The sequence below is a fragment of the Actinomycetota bacterium genome, assembly GCA_040757835.1.
GTDB lineage: Bacteria > Actinomycetota > Geothermincolia > Geothermincolales > RBG-13-55-18 > SURF-21.
Genome location: JBFLWJ010000020.1, coordinates 41781 through 59580, shown reverse-complemented (window position 1 = coordinate 59580; position 17800 = coordinate 41781). Strand labels below are relative to the sequence as shown.

Annotated in this window: 15 protein-coding genes and 1 pseudogene; 8 read left to right on the top strand and 8 right to left on the bottom strand. The window is 63.1% G+C overall.

Going from position 1 to position 17800, the window contains the following annotated elements:
* Positions 1–124: transposase (locus AB1384_13530; GenBank protein MEW6555292.1), on the top strand; the 124-nt coding region annotated here is incomplete at its 5' end.
* Positions 125–220: 96 nt separating this feature from the next.
* Here the strand turns inward: AB1384_13530 and AB1384_13525 are convergent.
* Positions 221–928 (bottom strand): TetR/AcrR family transcriptional regulator, encoded by a 708-nt coding sequence (locus tag AB1384_13525; GenBank protein MEW6555291.1) that lies wholly within the window; start codon positions 926–928, stop codon positions 221–223.
* A gap of 221 nt (positions 929–1149) precedes the next feature.
* On the opposite strand from AB1384_13525, the gene AB1384_13520 reads away from it, so the two are divergent.
* Genes AB1384_13520 through AB1384_13505 form a run of 4 tightly spaced genes read left to right on the top strand, consistent with a single transcriptional unit; the run spans position 1150 to position 6231 of the window.
* Entirely contained in the window at positions 1150–1848 is a 699-nt protein-coding gene (locus AB1384_13520) for a hypothetical protein (protein MEW6555290.1), read from the top strand.
* Positions 1845–3299, top strand: a complete 1455-nt coding sequence (locus AB1384_13515; GenBank protein ID MEW6555289.1) for an FAD-binding oxidoreductase — start codon at positions 1845–1847, stop codon at positions 3297–3299. Before AB1384_13520 ends, AB1384_13515 begins: the two co-directional genes overlap by 4 nt.
* A 3-nt stretch (positions 3300–3302) precedes the next feature.
* Positions 3303–4571 (top strand): (Fe-S)-binding protein, encoded by a 1269-nt coding sequence (locus AB1384_13510; GenBank protein ID MEW6555288.1) that lies wholly within the window; start codon positions 3303–3305, stop codon positions 4569–4571.
* A 1-nt stretch (position 4572) separates the two neighbouring features.
* Positions 4573–6231: an FAD-binding oxidoreductase gene (locus AB1384_13505; GenBank protein MEW6555287.1), complete on the top strand. Its 1659-nt coding sequence runs from the start codon at positions 4573–4575 to the stop codon at positions 6229–6231.
* 29 nt (positions 6232–6260) lie between these two features.
* Here the strand turns inward: AB1384_13505 and AB1384_13500 are convergent, their stop codons facing one another.
* The 3 genes from AB1384_13500 to AB1384_13490 are packed head-to-tail and all read right to left on the bottom strand — an operon-like array spanning position 6261 to position 8963.
* Positions 6261–7127 (bottom strand): ABC transporter permease, encoded by an 867-nt coding sequence (locus AB1384_13500; GenBank protein MEW6555286.1) that lies wholly within the window; start codon positions 7125–7127, stop codon positions 6261–6263.
* Complete coding sequence (locus AB1384_13495; GenBank protein MEW6555285.1) at positions 7120–7920, bottom strand: ABC transporter ATP-binding protein; 801 nt, start codon at positions 7918–7920, stop codon at positions 7120–7122. The genes AB1384_13500 and AB1384_13495 overlap by 8 nt, the downstream gene beginning before the upstream one ends.
* Positions 7917–8963 carry an ABC transporter substrate-binding protein gene (locus tag AB1384_13490; protein MEW6555284.1) on the bottom strand — a complete coding sequence of 349 codons (1047 nt, stop codon included), beginning with the start codon at positions 8961–8963 and terminating at the stop codon, positions 7917–7919. Before AB1384_13490 ends, AB1384_13495 begins: the two co-directional genes overlap by 4 nt.
* 413 nt (positions 8964–9376) lie before the next feature.
* Between AB1384_13490 and AB1384_13485 the strand changes: the two genes are divergently transcribed.
* Complete coding sequence (locus AB1384_13485; protein MEW6555283.1) at positions 9377–10135, top strand: nuclear transport factor 2 family protein; 759 nt, start codon at positions 9377–9379, stop codon at positions 10133–10135.
* 91 nt (positions 10136–10226) lie between these two features.
* On the opposite strand, the gene AB1384_13480 is transcribed toward AB1384_13485, so the two are convergent.
* The 3 genes from AB1384_13480 to AB1384_13470 are packed head-to-tail and all read right to left on the bottom strand — an operon-like array spanning position 10227 to position 14350.
* Positions 10227–11657 carry a (Fe-S)-binding protein gene (locus AB1384_13480; GenBank protein ID MEW6555282.1) on the bottom strand — a complete coding sequence of 477 codons (1431 nt, stop codon included), beginning with the start codon at positions 11655–11657 and terminating at the stop codon, positions 10227–10229.
* Positions 11658–11711: 54 nt separating this feature from the next.
* Entirely contained in the window at positions 11712–12425 is a 714-nt protein-coding gene (locus AB1384_13475) for a hypothetical protein (GenBank protein MEW6555281.1), read from the bottom strand.
* Positions 12426–12448: 23 nt separating this feature from the next.
* Positions 12449–14350, bottom strand: coding sequence for an alkyl sulfatase dimerization domain-containing protein (locus AB1384_13470; protein ID MEW6555280.1), 1902 nt, complete (start codon positions 14348–14350; stop codon positions 12449–12451).
* A gap of 306 nt (positions 14351–14656) precedes the next feature.
* Here AB1384_13470 and AB1384_13465 point away from each other — a divergent pair, with 306 nt between their 5' ends.
* On the top strand, positions 14657–16354 hold the full coding sequence (locus AB1384_13465) for an FAD-binding oxidoreductase (GenBank protein MEW6555279.1): 1698 nt from the start codon (positions 14657–14659) through the stop codon (positions 16352–16354).
* Between the two features lie 250 nt (positions 16355–16604).
* Positions 16605–17153, top strand: a pseudogene (locus tag AB1384_13460) (FcoT family thioesterase).
* Positions 17154–17313: 160 nt separating this feature from the next.
* On the opposite strand, the gene AB1384_13455 reads toward AB1384_13460, so the two are convergent.
* Positions 17314–17673: a NifB/NifX family molybdenum-iron cluster-binding protein gene (locus AB1384_13455; GenBank protein ID MEW6555278.1), complete on the bottom strand. Its 360-nt coding sequence runs from the start codon at positions 17671–17673 to the stop codon at positions 17314–17316.
* Positions 17674–17800: the final 127 nt, after the last annotated feature.

Below are 17800 nucleotides of genomic sequence, written 5' to 3'. Positions count from 1 at the left end.
CGAGGGAATCAACAACAAAATCAAGGTCATAAAGAGGGTGGCCTATGGGTATAGAGATGAGGAGTACTTCTTCCTGAAGATACGGGGAGCTTTCAGGCCGGCTACCCACACTTCTGGGAGATGAACCTTATTATATAATTACCGATCCGGAATGGATCAAACCATATTCCATAGAATACCCTTTTCAGGGAGGGGAAAACCTCGCGTCCGGCATTAGCGCTCAGCCGGTGCCTCTTTGCGGGCTCTCGGACATGAATTTTTCGAGAAGGGGAGTGAACACCTCGAGAAGGGATTCCCTGATCCAGTGCTTGAAGGTTTCACCGTCGGGGTCCACCCCCAGGACCTGGGCGTGGGCGGTCTTGGCGCCGAGGAAAGAGTCAACGAGGACATGAAAACAGTAAACGAACTTCTCCATGAGATCCTTGTTTCCCGGAAGGGGGACCATCTCCTCCAGCATGCTCCGCACCCCCTCGATGTGCATGAGGATATGACGGTAGCCGGGTATCTCTTCCAGCTGACCGATCTGCGCCATGTTAACGAAGATGATCTGCTGGGCTTCGGGGTGGTGGAAGTAATAGTCTAGGAAGTTGTCGACGAAACGGGCAAGGCCCTCCAGGGGGGGGCGGCGTGATATGTCCACCAGCCAGGCGGGCATCATCTCCATGGCCTCGCTGTATATCCTCTCAGTCACCGCCTCGAAGAGCTTCTCCTTTGAACCGAAGTAGTAATGGATGAGCGGATGGTCAACATCCGCCTCGGCAGCGATCATGCGTGTGCTGGCGGCCCGGAAGGAGTGCCGCGCGAACACCCGGGTAGCTGCCTTAAGGATCCTCTCCCGCGTCCCCTCGTCCGTATCGCCCTTGCGGTAGCGCCTCTTGGCCTCACCGTTGGAAGCGGATCCGTCCGCGGATCTATCGCGTGCCGCCATCCCTCGTACACCTCTTTCGTGTGTCCCGCACCCCATGGTCGTCAGGTCGTGAAAAGTCGCCCGCCGCTGATGATAACGCAGCCATAGAGATATTGACAAACCGGTAAAATATCTTATGATTAATTTTACCATTCGGTAAAAGTATATTGCATATCATGATTCTCGGCAAGGGAAAGGGGGACTGGACCATGGAGATGGAAGCTGGTTTGCTGCAGTCGGGTATGGACGAGAAGAGCGAGGCTGTATGGCAGGCGATGCGTGCCGCGTATAAGGCGGGACTCACGGACGAGATACTGGGCGTGGCGGGCGCGCTAATGCCCCCCGGCATGGATCAGATCGAGATGCTGGGTGATGCGGAGGATCACCTGATGCGGGCCGACCTCACAGCCCTCGCCGGTATGCTTGACGACATGCTGATCCCGCTGGCGCGCGCCCTGGCCGGGCAAGAGGCGGTGGAAGCGATGAAGAACCTGCTCCTCACCGCCAAACCGCTTGTTGAGGGCATCGTTGTGGTCTCGGGCGGCGATGCCACGGTGATCCGCGACAGGCTTCTTGAGATGCGGGCGAGCCTGCTGGCCCTGCGGCCCATTTTGAGGGCTGCCACGCCGGGGGTCTTGAAGGCCGCCTCTCCCCACGTGGAGGAGTTCCTCAGGAACAAGGCGGGCCCGGCCGTTGGCGGCATGATCAACGCGCAGCTCGCCGGCCTCGAACGCCTCAACGAGACAAGCCCCAGGGCGATCCCGGCCTTTCTGGAGGGCATTTCCGCCACCGTCGATATTGCGGCGATGAAGAAGGCCGCCTCCGTCCTCTTCCCGGTCCTACTCGCGCACAGGCCGAAGCTGTTCAAATGGCTGGTCCAGGAGATCCTGATACGCATGAGGCAATACCTCGGGGCGATAAAAGGAGGTCGAGGACAATGACGGCAAAAGCCGATTGCGTGAAGATCTTGGGCGGCGAGAGGGTGCTCGCGGACAGGCAGACCACCACTTCCTTCGCTTCCGACGAGAGCTATACGCACGGTATATCTCCCGCATGCGTGGTGAAGCCGGCCAGCGTGGAGGAGGTGCGTGAAATAGTGCTCATGGCCAAAGACAAGGGGTACGCGCTGGTCCCCGTATCCTCCGGCGAGCCGCACTCCCGCGGGGACACCTTGCCCATGGCGGAAGGCGCCATCGTCGTCGACCTCTCGGGAATGAAAGGCATCCTGCGCGTGGACCGGCGCAACAAAGTGGCCATGGTGGAACCGGGAGTTACCTTCGGAGAGCTGCGAAGCGCCGCGGCACAGGCGGGCATGCGGGTGCTTTCGCCCCTGCTGCCCCGCCACAACAAGTCCGTCCTGGGAAGCGCGCTGGAAAGAGAACCTATCCTCATCCCCAAGTATCACTGGGACATGACCGATCCCCTAATGTGCGTGGAGGCGGTATTCGGCACTGGCGACGTCTTCCGCACCGGCTCGGCGGCTGGTCCCGGTACCCTGGAGGAGCAGTGGGCCGTAGGGTGCGCACAGAAGAATCCCATGGGACCCGGGCAGACCGATTTTCTCCGCCTCATCCAGGGATCTCAGGGGAGCATGGCCATGGTTACCTGGGGCACGGTGAAGCTGGAGTTGCTGCCCGCCGAGGAAAGAGCTTACTTGGTCACCGCCGCCGACTTCAGTGCACTGCTCGATTTCACCTACGCCATCCTGAAGTTCAAGCTGCCCGATACCTGCATCATCCTCAACGGCGCGAACCTGGGCGCGATAGCTGAAAAGGACAGCGGGAGCCTGCCCCCATGGACTCTTGTCTATTCCATCTCGGGGTATACATACCGGCCGCGGGAGAGAGTGGCTTACCTGGAGAAGGATATCGCGGACATTGCTTCCATGATCGGGGTGGAAACCGCACGTCTCGCGGGTGGCATCGATGCCGGTGAGCTGGTGCGCGGGCTGGAGATCCCGTGCCCGCCACCGCACTGGAAGACGCGCGTGCGGGGAGCGTGCCGGGAGGTCTTTTTTCTGACCACCCTGGACCGGGTGCCCGCGTTCCTGTCCGCTGTGGAAAAGGAGATATCAGCGAACGGTTTCGCTGCGCGCGATCTCGGGGTGTACGTGCAACCCATCCGTCAGGGTACCGGGTGCCACCTGGAACTCGATCTCTTCTTCGACCCCACGAATGAGGCGGAAGCCGCGAAGGTCAAAACGCTCTACGAGAGCATCAGCCGCACCAGTATCGAGATGGGAGGCTTCTTCTCACGGCCCTATGGTATCTGGGCGGACCTGGCCTACGGGAGGGCGCCGGATACCGTGGCGGCGCTGGCGAAGATAAAGGGCATCCTCGATCCGCGTGGCGTGATGAACCCGGGTCGTCTCTGCTATGGGAAGGAGGGGTGAGACATGGCTTTACGGGATATGGAAAGGGATATGGCGGGGTGCTCAAGGTGCTCGAGCTGCAAGTGGATACCCCATAGCCAGGTCAAGAGCTGGAGATTCGCCTCGGGCTGTCCCTCCAGCACCCGTCATCATTTTCACGCCTACTCCGGCAGCGGGAAGATGATCATGGGCCTGTCTTTGCTGCATGGCCGGAGCGAACTCAACGACGGCGTGGCGGAGATCATCTACAACTGTCAGCTATGCGGCTCCTGCCAGGTATCATGTCAGGTGTACCGGGACGATATCGACCTCAGCGACGTGCTCCTCGAGCTGAGGGGTAAGTGCGTGGAGGACGGTTTCCTCATCCTCGAGCACATGGAGATGCTGCAGTCAATGAAGAAAGAGGACAACCCCCTGGGTATGCTCAAGGCCGACCGCGGCCGCTGGGCGGAGGGGCTCGATGTGCCGGACATCGGTCAGCGTCAGGTGGAGGTCCTCTTCCACGCCGGATGCCGCTACTCATACGACGAAGACCTGCGCGAGACGTTGCGGGAGACGATCTCCCTGTTGAGCGGCAGCGGGGTCGATATCGGCATCGCGGGCAGGGAGGAGGCTTGTTGCGGCGGCCGGGCGTACGAGTTGGGCTATCAGGGGGAGATGCGCAACTTCGCGGATGACATGGCTGGACGGGTCAAGGCCTCGGGCGCGGCTATTCTGGTCACGGCCTGCTCGGACTGCTACTACACCTTCAAGTACCTCTATCCCAAGCGGGGGCTGGACCTGGGGGTGGAGGTTCTGCACGTTACCGAGTTAGTGGGCCGCATGATCAAGGAGGGAAGGATCGAGCCGGCCGGGGATGTCCCCATGCGCGTCACATACCATGACCCCTGCCACTTGGGGCGGCGCGGCGAGACCTACAAGGCCGGATGGGACGGTGGTGATAAGCTCCAGCGGCCGGTGCGTTTCAAACAGAGCGGGCGCATGGGAGTCTTCGATCCGCCGCGGGATATCATCAGGGCGCTGCCCGGGGCTGAGCTGGTGGAGATGGAACGCATACGCGAGTATTCATGGTGTTGCGGTGCCGGGGGAGGCGTACTGGAGGCCTTCCCGGATTTCGCCGCGTGGACAGCCGCGGACCGCCTGGAGGAGGCCGCGGCTACCGGTGCGGAAGCGCTGGTCACCGCCTGCCCGTGGTGCGTGAGGATCTTCAGGGACACCGTCACGGAGACGGGAGTGGAGATGAAGGTCTATGACGTGATGGAACTGCTCTCTGCGTCTCTTGGAGGTGTTTGAGATGATGAAAGATGAAGTCTACCGGGAACTTCAGGAAGCACTGGGTCCCGAGAACGTCTCCCGCGAACCGGCGGTGCTGGATGGCTATACCTGGCAACCCTTCACCGACATCCTCGGCCTCCCCGATTCGTGGTGCCGCTACCGGCCCGTGGCGGTGGTGCTGCCCGGAAGCACCGGGGAGGTGCAGGAGGTGGTAAGGATCTGCGGCCGCAACGGCCTGCAGTTCAAGGCCATGAGCACCGGCTGGGGAGCCTGGAACGCTCTGGGCGGAGAGAACACCGTACAGATAGACCTGAAGAGGATGAACCGCATCCTGGAGATCGACGAGAAGAACATGTACGCGGTCGTGGAGCCGCTCGCCATCTGTTCCCAATTGCAGGCGGAAGCCATGAAGAGGGGATTGAACTGCCATATCATAGGGGCCGGCTGTGGCTCCTCACCCCTGGCCAGCGCCACATCCCTCTGCGGCTACGGATGGAGCGGCCTCACCACCTCCTACAGCGCCCGCAACGTACTGGGTGTGGAATGGGTGCTTCCCGATGGAGAGGTATTGCGGATCGGGACTCTGGGGCAGGACGCCGGGTGGTTCAACGGCGATGGTCCCGGGCCAAGCCTGCGCGGTGCCATGCGCGGCTTCATGGGCGCCTGCGGCGGCCTGGGGGTGTTCACGCGCTGCGCCATCAAGCTCTTCCCCTGGCCCGGCCCGGAGGAGCCACAGGTCGATGGCCTGCTGATCGACGTTACCGCGGACGTGCCGGATACCCACGCGATGTTCTTGATCGCCTTCCCCGACCTGAAACGTTGGGCCGACGCGGCCTACCACATAGCCGATGCCGAGATAGGGTACATAATGTGCAAGAATTCCATAGGCGCCATGGCCGCGACCATGATACCCAGGGGGCTCAAGAGACTTACGCGCTTCCCGGTCTTCAAGGAGATGCTCAAGGCCTTGCGCTTCCAGTTCCAGTTCATGATCTGTGCGCGCACCCCGCGGGAATTCGCGTATCAAAAGGCGGTCCTGGAGGAGATCGTCGAGGAATGCGAGGGCATATGCATCGACCTGCGCAAGCTGCCGGAAATGCACGGCGCTTTCTGGTGGGGATTCGTGCGCGCGGCCATGCCACCACTCATCTTCCGCATGGGCGGGACCTTCGGGACTTCATATGGAGCCCTGGAGGGGTTCGACCACCCCGCTTACCAGTCCCAGGAGGGTGCGCGCTTGAAAGCGCTGTTCACCGAGGCGGGAAGGCTTATGGACGACCTGGCGGATAACTCCTGGGGAGGGATCTACGAGGGCAGCACGGGCTTTGGCCACCAGGAGGAGCTCTATATCTACGACCCGCGTGACCCCGAGCAACTGGAAGCCGCGGAGGACTACCTGGCGAGCACGCTCACGGACACCGCACTGAAGAAACTCGGACCTGGCCTTGGCTTCGCGGGAGGCGCCATCGTGGCGGAGATCTTCGGGCCTCTCATCGGCGACTATCACGAGTGGCTGCGCCGCATCAAGGCCGCCTTCGACCCGGACAACGTAAGCGACCCCGCCTTTTACGTGTCCCCAGACCCGGAAAAGCTCATCATGCAGGAGGTGGAGCTGAGACCGCGTATGGCACTCAACCTGCTGGCCGCTGGGCAGGACGAGAAAGGCGGAAGCGAATGAACGCCCCAAGCACATGGTCCAGGAGCGCGCTAGCGGGTGACCTCCAGGCCGCGGTTGCGCCGGATCCATCGCTCGACGTTGCCGAACACCGCGCCGTCCACGATGAGGCCGATCACCAGGACGACGATCATCATGGCCATGAGGCCGGCGGCATCGCTCAGCTCGCGCGCGAACTGCAGGCGGACGCCGATGGATGGCCGTGACGCGATGATCACCAGCAGCTCGCCCGCCATGAGTGACCGCCAGGCGAAGGCCCAGCCCTGTTTCAGCCCGGCGACGTAGGCGGGGAGCGCGGCCGGGAGCACCACGTGCCGCCACGAGTTGAGGCCGCGGGCGCCCAGCACCTGGCCGGCCCGCAGCAGGATGGGCGGGATATTGTCGATGCCCGAGATGAGCCCGTTGGCGATGGCCGGAGCGGCCCCCAACACCACCACGAAGAGGATGGCCCCCTCGGTGAGGCCGAAGAGCAGGATGGCGAAGGGGAACCACACGATGGACGGCATGCTCTGAAGGCCTGTGATCATGGAGCCCACGGCCCGGCGCAGGACGCTGGACTGCGATACCGCCAGGCCCGATATCGTCCCCAGCGATACGGCGAGGGCAAAGCCGAACACGGCCCGCTGCATGGTGATAGCCACCGCCCTCCAGAAATCGGCGGTGGTTATGAGTTCACCGAGGCGTCCGAACGCCTCGTAGGGCGGCGGGAGCACGTAGGTCGGCTTCCAGCCGCTCAACACGGCCAGCTCCCATACTGCGAAGACCAGAGCTATCGCGGCAAGCTTCGGCCACAGGGACCTCCAGAGGGCGAGCGCCAGTGACCGCCTGTCCCGCCGCGGGATGTCGAGGGCGTCTACTCCCCGGATGTCCTGGTCGAGGGGGGAGATGGGTTCAGCCATGTCTCCTCACCTCGTCGCGGAGCCGCTCGGTGATCACCCGGGCGACCTCGCCGACCTCGGTCGAGTCGATGCGGCGCGGCCGCGCCAGCGCTATCGGGAACTCCTCGATCACCCGGCCGGGCCTGCTGGAGAGGAGCACCACCCGGTCGCCCAGGCGCACGGCCTCGCTCACGTCATGGGTCACGAAGAGCACGGTCACTCCCGTGGCGCGCCATATGCGTTCAAGCTCATCCTGCAGGATCCCTCTGGTCATCGCGTCGAGGGCCCCGAACGGCTCGTCCATGAGCATGATCTCGGCGTCCTGGGCGAGAGCGCGCGCGAGCGTGGCCCGCTGCTGCATGCCCCCGGAGAGTTCGTGGGGGCGGCAGTCCCCGAATTCGTGCAGGTGCACGAGTTGCAGCAGTTCATCCACGCGCTGCCGGCGCCCGTGCTTATGGAGGCGCCGGAACCGCATGGATGTCTCCACGTTCCGCCGCACCGTGAGCCAGGGGAACAGCGCGGGTTCCTGGAAGACCATCCCCACCCCGCGCCCGTCGGTGGTGATGGAGCCGCGATCGATGCTGTAGATGCCGGCGATGAGGTTGAGCAGGGTTGTCTTGCCGCACCCGGAAGCGCCGAGCAGGCAGACGAACTCCCCGGGAAAGACGTCCAGGGAGAAATCGGCGAGGGCGAGGACCTCGGACCGGCCGTTACCATAGGTCTTCCATAGGTGCTCCACGCGGACCGTGGGGGCCTCCGCCGGGCCCTCCCCGACTGCTGCGACAGCACCAAGGTCCTGGGCGGAGATGGTCATTGACTGACCTCCGGACGGCCTTCCTCGCGGAGGACCTCGTTGAGGATGTCGAGGGCGTAGATACCTTTCAGGTCGACCGGTTCGAGCAGCCCCACTTCAATGGCATCGTCGGCCGATCGCTGCAACGAGGACGCGATGGGGTCAAGGGTGAAGGTGAGGTTGTTCCAGGAACCCGAGATCACATCTGGTGCCAGGGCTTTGCCGGTGAGCTGCTCGATGTTGGCGTTAACCGCGGCCTGTGCCTGGAACGGGTCCTGGTTGGCGAAGTCGACGGCGCGGATGAGCCCGCGCAGCACGGCCCGCACCTGGTCCGGGTGCTCGTCCAGGAAAGAGGTGGCCACGATGAGGTGGGTCGTGACGAACTGGCCTTCGGGCCACAGGTCGGCCTCGTTCACCAGGACGTGCCCGCCACCCTCGAGCACCAGGCGGGTCGCCCACGGTTCCGGGACCCAGGCCCCGTCGATGTCGCCCGAGCGGAAGGTCTCAAGGGTCTGGGCATTGGATTGCGGGAGGATGGAGACGTCGCCACCTCCCTCCAGGGTGGTGGCATATCCCTGGTCGGCAAGCCAGGCGCGCAGGGCCACGTCCTGGGTGTTCCCGAGGGATGGCGTTGCGAGCCGCGTGCTGGCCAGGTCGGCGGGGGTGTCGACGCCCTCGCGGACCACCAGCGCGGCGCCGCCCGACGTGGTCCCCGATACGATGCGTACCGCTTCTCCGCCCGACTGGGCGAAGGCGTTGATGGCCGGGTTCGGCCCGATGAAGGTCATGTCGATGGCTCCCGAGAAAAGCGCCTCGGTGGCCTCCGTGCCCGCGTTGAAGGTGGCGGTCTGCAGGGAGACATCACCCAGCTCCTCCTGGAAATACCCTTCGGTGACGCCCAGGATAGCGGGCGCGTGGGTAACGTTGGGGAAGTAGCCGAGGCGGACCGCTGCGGGAGCAGCTGTTCCGGTCTCCCCGTTCGAGCAGGCGCCAAGGAAAGCCACGATGGCGAGCAGGGAGATGGCGATAGCGAAGATCATGACCGAGCGAAAGACGTTTGACATTGCGAGGGACCCTCCTCCCCATACTCGATCTACCAAGCCGACCAACCAGATCTATGCCCTATCAATCCTTGACGGAAGCAACACGGTCGAAGCCGTAGTAATTATATATAATTATATATAACTAGGCAAGATAACCCACCCAGGCCGTAAGATCTACTCGCCTTAAGCCGAAATCGCAGCTAGGGAAGGATATTCGGGGCAAGTGCTCCGCTCCGAGAGTGAGGTTTATCCATACCGAAAGCGGCCGATGCTTGAGAGCCGCCAGGGTGATATTCCGCCCTTTAGGCGAGACGCGAATCCCTTACGAGCCGGCGAGGCCCTCTTTCATAAGAATGGAGTACTATTGGAGCGGGGAATCAATATCGGTCTTCTCCGTGGCTATCTACATGCGCAGCGGAAAGGGGGATATCCTGATGTTCGATCAAGCGGAATTCGAGAAGGCCCTGGCCATGCCGAGGTTGCAACAGCCGGTACCGGAGTTCCTCACCGGCAACCGCGCCGGCGGCAAGGTCCGCGTGCTCACCGAGCCCGAGCTCAATGCCATGACCAGGCAGTGGTTCGTGGACTACGAGCGCAAGATCCAGTACTATGCCGAGCGCGGCATGGATATCGGCTGGACGCTGGAATGGGCCAAGAAGTACTGGTGGAGCTGGCTGATGCGCGACATGTCCCTGAATGAAGAACTCTACGAGCCGGACCTCCGCTACACCGACGTGTCGTCGTTCGGCCGCACCATCGTCGGCCTGGACGAGTTCGTGAAGTACAATTTCGCGTTCTTCGACGCCATCCCCGACTGGCGCTACGATCCCCTACCCGGACAGGTCTTCGTCGACTATACCCCGGAAGGGGAGGTGCGCATCCTGGTACGCTACCTCGGCAGCGGGCACTGGAGCGGCCCCCTCCGCCTCTACCCCTACGACGAGACCGCCCCGGCCATCTACGGGACGGGTGTTTTCATCCAGTGCCACGGCTTCGACCGCTACTATTTCAACCGGGAGGGGCGGATGTACGAGGGGGACACCAGTTATGACATCTTCGAGGCGACGCAGGCCGCCGGCATCCTGCCCCGCGATGACAGCTGGATGTTCCGTACGCTGTTGAAATCAACCAAGCTGGTGGGAACATTGCGCGGCATGCGCCAGAAGGTCCCCTTCCTGCAAAAGCCGGAATAAGCACTGCCGTCCTTGCCGATGGTGGTAGGGCCGATATAGGTGAGCGCCGGCAGGCTGCGCACCGCGCGGAACGGGGGCCGCTCCCCGCGGCTCACAAGCCCATGAGCGCGCGTCCCTTCCGCTCCAGGTAGGTCCTGTATGCGGCGATGGCGGCCTTTACGGCGGACGCGATGAGCCTCCTGGAAACGGGGTTCTGCACCAGGGGGCCGTGGAAAAACCGGCCGAAAAGCCTTATCCGTGCTGCGTCCCCCTGGCTGACCCGGGGGAGCGGCGCGTCGATATCCACGGGCCTGGGGAAGAAGCGCCGGGGTGAAAAGAACCACTTGAGAACGAGGTTGGTGGTGAGGGCGAGGATGTCCCACGCCCGCTCCTGGTTGCGGTGGGCTGGCATCTCCCCGGCGGCCATCTGCACCAGCTCCAGGGGCAGGTAGACGTCGAGGTCGCTGGCGGTCAGCACCTTGATCAGCGAGAGGAATGCGTAGCAGCCCGGGCAGGGTACGACCAGGGCGTCCGCGCCGGTGGCCTCGGCCTCCTGCCACCTGAGGTAGAGGGCCTGCAGCAGGTTGAGCAGGGTGTGGACGGGATTATCTGAGGTGGGACCGTACAGCGTGGGCACGGTCCCGGCCCAGCCACAGCAGAGCGCGTTCTCCCGGCAGTGGCGCATCTCGGCCACCCGGCATCCGGTGCGCTCCACTATCTCGCGCGTGGTGTCGGGGAGGACGGCGTCCATGTACCTGCCGCAGCAGTTATCGTGGACGGTGACCTTCATGCGCAAGGGCTGCTTTATCTCTATCTTTCCGCCGCGCAGCCGCTCCAGAAGCCAGGTGTCCAGGAGCTCCACCTCGAAGCCGGCTTCCACGCCGAACCTCTCGGGCAGGACGTCGGTGAACATCGAGGCCTCGACGACCATGAAGCAGTACATCTTCTTCACGCCCAGCTCGGTGAACTTCTGAACCGCCAGGCGGCCCAACCGTTCCGCCTCCGCGAAATCCCCGATCCGGTAGGCGTCCTCTCCCATGCCGAACATACTGTCGCTGCCCATGATGGCGGGCCTGAGGTCGTCGAGCAGCGAGGTCTGGGCGATGAACGGCACCAGGTTGTTATAGAAGCCGGTTACGAGGACCTCCTCCCTGGGCTGCCGGAGGTTATCCTCCCACGCGCGCAGGAGCGACAGCTCATCGTCTCCCATCAGCACCCTGATGGTTGACCACATGTTCTCGGGCTCGTTGGGGAAGATGAACTTGGCCATGTGGGGAAGGCCCTGGGCCTTTTTCATCTCGCCGTAGCGCTGCAGGATGAGGCCGTAGGGGCTGGCTTCCCGGGGACAGGCGAACTCGCAGACGTTGCAGGTCTCGCAGCGCCGCAGCACCAGGGACCCAGCCACATCGCCGCGGATGAGCTTCTCTATCTCCCGCTTCGCGTCATCCCCGGAAAGCTCGAGCACGGGGCAGCGCTGAAAACAGATGCCGCAGCGGTCGCACTCATCCTCCCTGAAGAAACGGAAACCGGCCGGTGGTCCCATGCTAAGCCCCCTGGTTTCGACCGGATGGAAATGACGGCCGCATGTATGACACGGTCAGCCCCCTTCCGTGGCCGCGGCGGGATCCTTGCCCTGGCGCAGATCGAAGATGAGGATGTCCAGGCTCACCAGCACGATCCACAGCGGGAACAACAGGTTCAGATAGGGAACGGAGTTCGCTGCCACCAGCAGCACCAGGGCGATGGCGAGGCCGAGCAGTCCCAGCCAGCGCCTGATGAAACCGGTGCGCAGCGCGACGGTGGAGGTGGAGATGATGAACACCGCGCCCATCCGCATGGCGAACACGTTTAGAAGCGCCAACCCCGTTCTGCTGCCGAGGTCCCACAGATCGTGCTGGCTGGCCGTGCCTGGAGGAGCATCGAAGCTCGCCAGCAGCCCGAAGGCCATAGCCGTGGCCGCGAAGAGCAGCGCGACGAAGAGCAGCCCGCTGCCCAGGAAGACGGTGGCGAAGAACTTGTCCTCCCAGTCTCCAAGGCGGTCGCGGATCACGCCGATGAACCAGAGGAAGGCGATGCCCGCGAAGGGGACGAGATTGATGGCGATCACCACGGACGTCTTACGGCCGCCATCACTGAGCCATTGACCGGCATCAGCGGGGTCCGAGGGCATGGAGATCCTCATGAGCATGATAGCGGCGGCCAGGAGCACTGCGAAGAGGATGCCGGCGATGGCGGCGGCGCGGGGCGCCTTCAGCCCCCTGGGCGTCATGCTATCCATGGTGATCGCTTCATCTGCCGGTCCATCGGTCATGGCTTTCACCTCGGCTTTCCGCTTCACGGCGTTACGATGTTGAACCAGGGATCGAAGTCGTCCATGAGGCCGAATACCTCGGCTAGCTTACTCGCATCGCCCTCGATGGTGACCTCCCCGGATGAGACCTTGTCCGCCACGTTGGCCTGTTGGGTCAGGATCTCGTTAAGCGCCGAGCGGGTGAGGGCGAGGACGGCATCGGGGGTCACGTCCCACTTCCCGGTGAGATAGTTAAGCACCCCGTTCTCCAGTTGGAGCAGGTATGCCTCGCCCGTGTCGGTGAAGTCGAAGCCGATGCTCGCGGCATGGCCCTCGGCCCTGGGCCCGTTGAGCCGTACCGCCATGTAGTCGAAGATCAGGCCCACGCTCATGGCCGTGATGGCGTCATCGCTGCCGCTCTTCGCCTGCTCGACCGGGACCACTCCTTCGCGCAGCTCCATGGCGCCGGTGAGGTAGAAATTGCGCCAGGGGCCGGATTCGGCCTGGTATCCCAGCTGCTCCAGGGCATCGGCCTGCAGCTCCCGCGCCTCCATATTGTCGGGCTGGGCGAAGACCAGGTGGTTGACCACCTCGGCCACCCAGCGGTACTCGCCCCTCGCAAAGGCTTCCCGCGCCCTGGCGAGGACCGCCTCGCCGCCTCCCATGTACTCCACGTAACGCGCGGCGGCATCGGCGGGAGGCAGGGGGTGCAGGTTGGCGGGGTTGCCGTCGAACCACCCCAGGTACTTCTGGTAGATGGCCTTGGCGTCGTGACTGATGGTGCCGTAGTAACCGCGGTTATACCACTCGCGCTCCAGCTCCTCGGGCAGCTTTATCTCCTCCGCTATCTCCAGCATGGTCATGCCGTGGTTCGCCAGCCGCAGCACCTCGTCGTGGAGGTACTTGTACATGTCGCGCTGCTTCGCCAGGAACTTCACGCAGCGGTCGTGCCCCCACGTCGGCCAGTGGTGGCTGGCGAAGACCACGTCGGTGTCGGCGGCGAAGAGCTCGATGGCCTCGTCGATGTAGCGGGCCCAGTTCCTGGCGTCCCTCACCTGGGCGCCGCGCAGGGTGTAGAGGTTGTGCAGGTTATGGGTGCAGTTCTCCGCTATGCACAGGGCTCTGAACTGCGGGAAGAAGAAATGCATCTCGGCCGGGGCCTCGGTGTCCGGGGTGTTCTGGAAGATGATCTTGACGCCGTCTATGTCCATCTCGGTGGGGGTATTGGAGATGATGACCGTTGGCTCTATGAGCGTTATCCTGCCGTTAGAGATGTTCTTGCCCAGGCCGGCGTCAACCTGTCCGCGGGGGCTTCTGGGCAGCAGGCTCCCGTACATGAAGTAGGCACGTCGGCTCATGGCGTTGCCGGCCATGACGTTCTCGCTCACCGCCGCCTCTGTGAAACCCTCCGGCGCGATGACATGGACCTTGCCCGCCCTGACGTCAGCCTCGGAGATAACCCCCTTGACGCCGCCCCAGTGATCGACATGGCTGTGGGTATATACCATCGCCACCACGGGTTTCTTCCCAAGGTGCTCGTATACCAGACCCATGGACGCCCGGGCGGTCTCGGCGGATATGAGCGGGTCGATGACGATGTAACCGGTGTCCGTCTCGATGATGCTCATGACGGACAGGTCGTGGCCCCGCACCTGGTAGATGTGGTCGGTCACCTTGAACAGGCCGTGGTGCATGTTGAGCCTGGCCTGACGCCACAGGCTGGGGTTGACACTGGGGGGCGCGTCCTCTTCCCGCAGGAAAGCGTAGCCGTCCAGGTCCCAGACCGGCCGGCCACCGTCGTCCTTGATGAGCGGGGGGTCGAGGCTGGCGATAAAGCCCCTCTGGGCGTCCTCCCAGTCCTGTCCGTCCTTCCAGTCCAGGTTCTTAAAACTCGATACGGCGTTGGCCTCCTCGGTGAAGGGGGTGGCTTCCTTGGGCTCTGACATGGTTGTTATCCTCCCTGTAGATCGGCTATTTTACGTAACCGTACTTGCCGCGGCAGCCGCCGGCACAATCATTCTACAATACCCGGAGCGGTGATTCTTCCTTATACGTCCCCGTTTTCTTATCGAGTCCCCCGCGACCGCCGGCGGGGCTTAGCTCCCGGGGAGGCCGGGGGCCGCGAGACGGAGTATGGTATCGGCGGTACGGTGAGGGCCCTCCCGGAGGAGAAGGCCGCCTGAATCGTGATAGAATGTTCGGGTGAAGACATATATGGGAAATAATGGTTGCCTATCGGGAGGGAAGGGATAATGGGAAAGAAGTTCAGGCCGGACTGGACGGAGCAGGCCCCCCGGCCCGGGACCATCCGGTCCATCGTCAAATACGGCGACCCCCGTCATTTCAAGCACCCCAGCGACGCCTGGGTAAAAATGATGCAGCGGGAGTTCCACATGAGCGAGACAGATTTTTCCGTCAAGCGGGACGAGGGGAACGAGCCGGTTGTGCTCGAACGCCCCCCGGCGCTGCAGGCGGAGCAGATCGAGGCGCTGGCGGCCATCGTTGGCAGAGAGAACGTGGCCCTGGATGACTTCAGCCGCGTGAAGTATTCCTCGGCCAAGAACTCCGAGGAGGTCCTGGAACTGCGCCGGGGCATCTACCGCGAGGTGGCCGACGTGGTCGTCCATCCCCGCGACAAGCACGACGTGCGCAGGATCGTGGAGTATTGCGATGGCGAGGGCATACCCATCACCGTCTTCAGTGGAGGCTCATCCGTCAACTTCGGCTGCCGTCCCTATAAGGGGGGCGTCTCCCTGGTGCTGAGCACGCACATGAACAGGCTCCTGGAGATAAACGAGTTCAATCAGACCGCCAGGGTGCAGCCGGGCATGTTCGGACCCGCCTACGAGGCAGCCCTCAATAATGCCCCCGAGGGCTTCGGTTGCAGGCGCCGCTACACCTGCGGTCATTTTCCCCAGTCCTTCGAGTATTCGACGGTGGGAGGATGGGTGGTCACCCTGGGGTCCGGCCAGGCCTCCACCTATTACGGAGACGCCTGTGACATCGTCTTCAGCCAGGAGTACGTGACCCCCGTCGGGACCATCAAGACCCTCGATTACCCGGCCACGGCCACCGGACCCAAGGTGCATGATATCCTCAAGGGCTCCGAGGGCACCTACGGCATCCTGGTCGAGGTGACCATGAAGATCTACCGCTACATGCCGGAGAACCGGCGGCGCTTCGGCTTCATGTTCCCCACCTGGGAGGCGGCAGTTGACGCCAGCCGCGAGATCATGCAGTCCGAGTTCGGGATGCCCGCCATCTACCGCATCTCAGACCCGGAGGAGACCGACCGCGGCCTCAAGCTTTACGGCGTGCCGGGCTTCGTGGACGCCGGCTTGGAGCGCCTGGGGTTCAAGCCCGGGCAGCGCAGCCTGTGCCTCGGCAACATCGAGGGCGACAGGGACTTCGCCCGCCTGGTGGCTCGCAAGGTCAAGGGAATCGCCCGCGGGCACGGCGCCATCCCCCTCACCGGCTATCCCGCGCGCATGTGGGAACATACCCGCTACACCGAACCATACATGCGCGAGGACCTCAACGATTACGGCATCTTCCTGGACACCCTGGAGACCAGCGTCACATGGGACAACCTGCACCGCGTGCACCAGGGGGTGCGTTCCTTCATCAAGAGCCGCCCCGGCACTATCTGCATGACCCACGCGTCCCATTTCTACCCGCACGGGGCCAACCTCTACTTCATCCTAATGGCGCGCATGGACGTGGAAGAATACGTGGCCTTCCAGGACTGCATCATCGAGCGGATACTGGAGCACGGCGGCACCCTGAGCCACCACCACGGAATCGGCCGCATGCTCGCGCCCTGGATGGAGGCCCATCTCGGTAAAGAGCAGATGGAGGTCCTGCGGGCCCTGAAGCGCCACTTCGATCCCCACGGCATCATGAACCCCGGAGGTCAGTTGGGCCTTGACGATATCCCGCCGCGTCGCTGAGCGGCGGCGTCAACCCCGCCCGATACGGTGGACCGCCGCCCGGCGCATCCTCTTGCGATACCGCAGGTACCGCGGCGGAGAACGGCTTCAAGGCGTTTACCGAAAGGACGATTATTAATGTGGTGGAAGTATTCGCGACGGCGGAACGGAGGTGCCGACGATGACGGTCAAGATCGACGTGCCACAGGAGAGCCTGCCCCACCTGCAGTCCCAGGACCTATTGGGAGACATATAGTTCTACCGGCCGGATTGCCGCTACCTGCAGGACGCGTGGCTGGAGCACCCCACTAGTTACGATCCGGCGCTCCTCTTCAACAACGATGACGAGGAGGTCTTCGTGCGTGCCCATGGCAACTTCGCCATCCCCGCCTCCTTCTACCTGGCACCACCCGAGGACGAGGTGGAGTACGCCACTTTCCGCCACTTCAACGCCGTCGACTCCAACCTCTGTTTCAACCAGCTCGCTTACGTGCTCTCCATGGAAGGGAGTAAGAGCGGGCTGGTGCCCCTGGACAAGTTCGGGGTGGACCCCGAGCACGTCCGCTGCCGCAAGGTCGCCGTGAACATGATGATCGCCAAGATCAATACCACCTTCGTGCGCCCCATCGATCCCTCCGACTTCACCGGCTGGATCGCCATCCGCACCATCTACGAGAGGAAGGGCATGCCCTTCATGGAGCTCGAGTTCCAGTTCAGCGACGTGGATGGTCCGGGGCTCGCGGTGGGGGAGTGCCGGGGCGTGGTCTTCGTGCAGAATTTCTGCACCGATCCCGATCACCCCAGGGGTTGCTGCGACTGAGGGATAGACCAGCCTCGAGGCGGGAACCCGCTCCCAAAAAGAAGTGGGACGCTACGCACGGGATTTTTCCGAGCGCCCGTCATGCGACGGCGCCGCCTTTGTGGTATCTTCCAGGGGCCCTGTCTCTCCGGATTGACCACGTGTGGGTGATGATGGCGCTTCAGTGGTGGCGGCACGGGCCTTCGTGCTCACCGCCGCATACCGCGTCCCCGGGCAACAACGAGCCGTCCAGGTAGCTGGAGAGCACCTCTTCGATACCTCCGGAAGCCCCGGCGACGATGTTTATGCCCGCGGCATTGAGGTGCTGGACGGCGCCGCCCCCGATCCCGCCGACGATCACAGTATCGACCCCGTGGCGCAGAAAAAGCTCGGCGAGGCCCCCACATGAATGTTCGGACGGAGCCGGGATGACCTCCCGGGACTTGATGGAACCGTTATCGATCTCGGCGAGGATGAACCCCTCGGAGCGCCCGTAATGTGAAGAGACCCTCTCGCCTTCCTTGACTATCGCCAGTATCATGTTTCCTCCTCGGTAATTGCTTTCCGCGACTAATGATATTTTAGGGATATAATGGGCATATGTCTATATTGTTACTCATGTGTCCCATGACGTGTATCATACGGACAGCCACGTGGGAACAAGCAGG

Excerpts from the sequence above, each read along its gene's own strand:
- AB1384_13525 (MEW6555291.1), bottom strand. The coding sequence starts at position 928 with ATGGCGGCACGCGATAGATCCGCGGACGGATCCGCTTCCAACGGTGAG.
- AB1384_13520 (MEW6555290.1), top strand. The coding sequence starts at position 1,150 with ATGGACGAGAAGAGCGAGGCTGTATGGCAGGCGATGCGTGCCGCGTAT.
- AB1384_13515 (MEW6555289.1), top strand. The coding sequence starts at position 1,845 with ATGACGGCAAAAGCCGATTGCGTGAAGATCTTGGGCGGCGAGAGGGTG.
- AB1384_13510 (MEW6555288.1), top strand. The coding sequence starts at position 3,303 with ATGGCTTTACGGGATATGGAAAGGGATATGGCGGGGTGCTCAAGGTGC.
- AB1384_13505 (MEW6555287.1), top strand. The coding sequence starts at position 4,573 with ATGATGAAAGATGAAGTCTACCGGGAACTTCAGGAAGCACTGGGTCCC.
- AB1384_13500 (MEW6555286.1), bottom strand. The coding sequence starts at position 7,127 with ATGGCTGAACCCATCTCCCCCCTCGACCAGGACATCCGGGGAGTAGAC.
- AB1384_13495 (MEW6555285.1), bottom strand. The coding sequence starts at position 7,920 with ATGACCATCTCCGCCCAGGACCTTGGTGCTGTCGCAGCAGTCGGGGAG.
- AB1384_13490 (MEW6555284.1), bottom strand. The coding sequence starts at position 8,963 with ATGTCAAACGTCTTTCGCTCGGTCATGATCTTCGCTATCGCCATCTCC.
- AB1384_13485 (MEW6555283.1), top strand. The coding sequence starts at position 9,377 with ATGTTCGATCAAGCGGAATTCGAGAAGGCCCTGGCCATGCCGAGGTTG.
- AB1384_13480 (MEW6555282.1), bottom strand. The coding sequence starts at position 11,657 with ATGGGACCACCGGCCGGTTTCCGTTTCTTCAGGGAGGATGAGTGCGAC.
- AB1384_13475 (MEW6555281.1), bottom strand. The coding sequence starts at position 12,425 with ATGACCGATGGACCGGCAGATGAAGCGATCACCATGGATAGCATGACG.
- AB1384_13470 (MEW6555280.1), bottom strand. The coding sequence starts at position 14,350 with ATGTCAGAGCCCAAGGAAGCCACCCCCTTCACCGAGGAGGCCAACGCC.
- AB1384_13465 (MEW6555279.1), top strand. The coding sequence starts at position 14,657 with ATGGGAAAGAAGTTCAGGCCGGACTGGACGGAGCAGGCCCCCCGGCCC.
- AB1384_13455 (MEW6555278.1), bottom strand. The coding sequence starts at position 17,673 with ATGATACTGGCGATAGTCAAGGAAGGCGAGAGGGTCTCTTCACATTAC.